Source organism: Corallococcus sp. 4LFB, from assembly GCF_046520365.1.
Lineage (GTDB): Bacteria > Myxococcota > Myxococcia > Myxococcales > Myxococcaceae > Corallococcus > Corallococcus caeni.
Genome location: NZ_JBKGHJ010000775.1, coordinates 1 through 2,658, shown reverse-complemented (window position 1 = coordinate 2,658; position 2,658 = coordinate 1). Strand labels below are relative to the sequence as shown.

Annotated in this window: 2 protein-coding genes and 1 pseudogene; all 3 read left to right on the top strand. The window is 72.1% G+C overall.

What is annotated here, in order from left to right; translation table 11 throughout:
* Positions 1-357, top strand: a 357-nt coding sequence (locus tag ACLEQD_RS40940) for an urease accessory UreF family protein (protein WP_410391345.1), incomplete at its 5' end; no start/stop codon positions are given.
* A gap of 25 nt (positions 358-382) precedes the next feature.
* Entirely contained in the window at positions 383-1,099 is a 717-nt protein-coding gene (ureG, locus tag ACLEQD_RS40935; RefSeq protein WP_410391344.1) for an urease accessory protein UreG, read from the top strand.
* 129 nt (positions 1,100-1,228) lie between these two features.
* Positions 1,229-2,658: pseudogene (locus ACLEQD_RS40930) on the top strand (sensor histidine kinase); the annotation flags it as partial.

Below are 2,658 nucleotides of genomic sequence, written 5' to 3'. Positions count from 1 at the left end.
CGCATCTTCCCGGAGGCCGTGGGCCCGGTGCGCGAGGCGGCCCGCGCGGCCGGCGTGAGGTTCCACCACGCGCCCGCGTCCGGCGCGGTGCTGCGCGCGCTGGACGTGGAGCGGGAGGACGCGCAGCGCCTCTTCCTGTCGCTCACCCTGCGGGGCGCGCTGTCCGCGGGCGTGCGCATGGGCGTCATCGGCACGCATGAGTCCCACCAGGTACAGCACGCGGCCACGCCGCTGCTGGATGCCGTCCTGGAGCAATGCGAGTCCTTGGGCGTGGAGGACCTGGCCCAGCCCGCGCCGCTCTGGGACCTGGTGGGCGCCACCCACGACCGGCTGTACTCCCGGCTGTTCCAGTCCTGAAACCCGACACGAAAGGAATCGCGACATGCACGACGACGACCACCGCGGCCATGGGCAGGACGGGCACGAGCACACGCACGAGGACTGGGACCACCCGGGCCACTTCGACGCGCGCGACAAGCCGCACCGGCGGGACTATTCCCAGCGCGCCTTCACCATTGGCATTGGCGGCCCGGTGGGCAGCGGCAAGACGGCGCTGGTGCTGGCGCTGTGCAGGAAGCTGCGCGACCGGTACCGCCTGGGCGTGGTGACCAACGACATCTTCACCCGGGAGGACGCGGAGTTCCTGGTGCGCAACCAGGCCCTGCCCCCGGAGCGCATCAAGGCGGTGGAGACGGGCGGCTGCCCCCACGCGGCCATCCGCGAGGACATCAGCCACAACCTGCTCGCGCTGGAGCAGCTGATGGAGGAGCTGCACCCGGAGCTGCTCATCGTGGAGAGCGGCGGCGACAACCTGGCCGCCCAGTACAGCCGCGAACTCGCGGACTACACGGTCTACGTCATCGACGTGGCCGGCGGGGACAAGGTGCCTCGCAAGGGCGGGCCGGGAATTACGCAGTCGGACCTTTTGATCATCAACAAGACGGACCTCGCACCGCACGTGGGGGCGGACCTGGGCGTGATGGAGCGCGACGCCCGGAGGATGCGCGGCGAGGGCCCTTTCGTCTTCACGCAGGTCACACGGGATGTCGGTGTGGATGCGGTGGTGGGCCACCTGCTGGACGCCTGGCGGCGAAGATAGCCACCGGACGAACGGCCCTTTCCGCTGGCACCCGCCCGGCGCCCGCGGGCGGGTTGTGTCAGGGTGCCCGCCGTGGAACTCCTGGAGCGGGCACGTGTGGAGTGGGTCGCGGCAGCGGTCGGCCTTGTCGTGGGCACTTCGATGGTGTTCGTGCCCTATGAGTTCGGCGCCGTCCTCTTTCAGTTCATCTATCCGCACATCCGGCTGCTGGGGAGCGTGCTCCTCGTCGGCGCGGGGATGATGCTCGTCGCGCTCATGTACCCGGCCTGGCCCGCCTTCGTGGGCCGGGTGGGGCGCGCGTTCGTGCTGGCGGCGCTGGCGGTCTACTGGTGGAGGGTCTGCGTCCTGTCCGTGGGCCCCACGGGCACCGTCCTCTACCTGCTGCTGATGGCCCTGTTCGTCACGGAGCGGCTCACCCTGCGCCGGGGCCAGGGCCTGCTGCTGGTGTTCCTGTCCAGCGTGGCGCTGTGCTTCGGGGCGCTGATGGTCTGGGTGCCCCAGGACTTCGTGCGCTTCGGCCTGGCGGCGATGGGGCCCTATGTGCGGTGGGTGGGGGTTCTCTTCGTCCTGCTGGGGACGCTGCTCGCCGTGGCGCTGTGGCGCCGCAAGCCGCTCCCGTGCCGCCTGGCGCTGGCGGGCCTGGCCCTGCTGTTCCTGAACATGACGGCCGGGGTGGCGTCGCGGCGCTCGTGGGCGGGGATGGGCGTGTACGCCGTGTTGACGCTGACGTGCGCGCTGGTGGCGGGGGTGCGCCGGTGGCCGGCGCTGGAGGGGTCCGCCTGGCGGCTGCTCCGCGGCATGGCGCTGGCGTCGGTGGTGCCCATCGTGGGCGTGGGCGCGGTGGCGTCGTACCTGGCGCAGAAGGCGCTGGAGGCGGAGCTGCACGGCAAGGCGCAGCAGGCGGTGGCCGCGGAGACGGCGTGGCTGGAGCAGACGGCCGCCCTGGCGAGCTCGCTGTTGCGCGTGTACAGCCAGGGGCCGGGCTTCCTCTCCCTGGTGCGGGAGGGCAACCGCGAGGGCATCCGGGAGCGGCTGGCGCTGCTGGAGGGCCAGTCCGGGCTGTTCGACGCGGCCTGGCTGCTGGATGAGGCCGGCGACACGCTGATGCCCTCCGTGCGGCTCAACCGGGCGAACGGCAACTTCGCGCACCGCGCCTACTTCCAGGACGCGGTGAAGGGCGGCGCCGAGGTGCGGCTGTCGCGGCCCTTCGTCACCCGTTCCGGTGAGCCGTACATCGTCTTCACCGTGCCCATGGACCTGGGCGCCGGCCGGCGCGCCTTCCTGGTGGGCGGGCTGTCCCTGCGGCGGTTGGGGTTGCAGCCGACGCTCGCCTCGCCCGGCTACCAGGTGGAGATCTTCGACCACCGGGATGGCAGCCTCCTGCGTGAGACGGAGCGGGGGGACGTGCTCTCCCGGGCGCCGGTGCTGGACCTGGTCAGGCCGGACGCGCTGAAGCGGCCGGAGGGCCTGCTGGAGGTTTTCGACGACACGGGGCGCCGGATGGTGGTGGCGCACGCGCGGGTGGAGGGCACGCCGTGGACGGTGGTGGTGACGGCGCA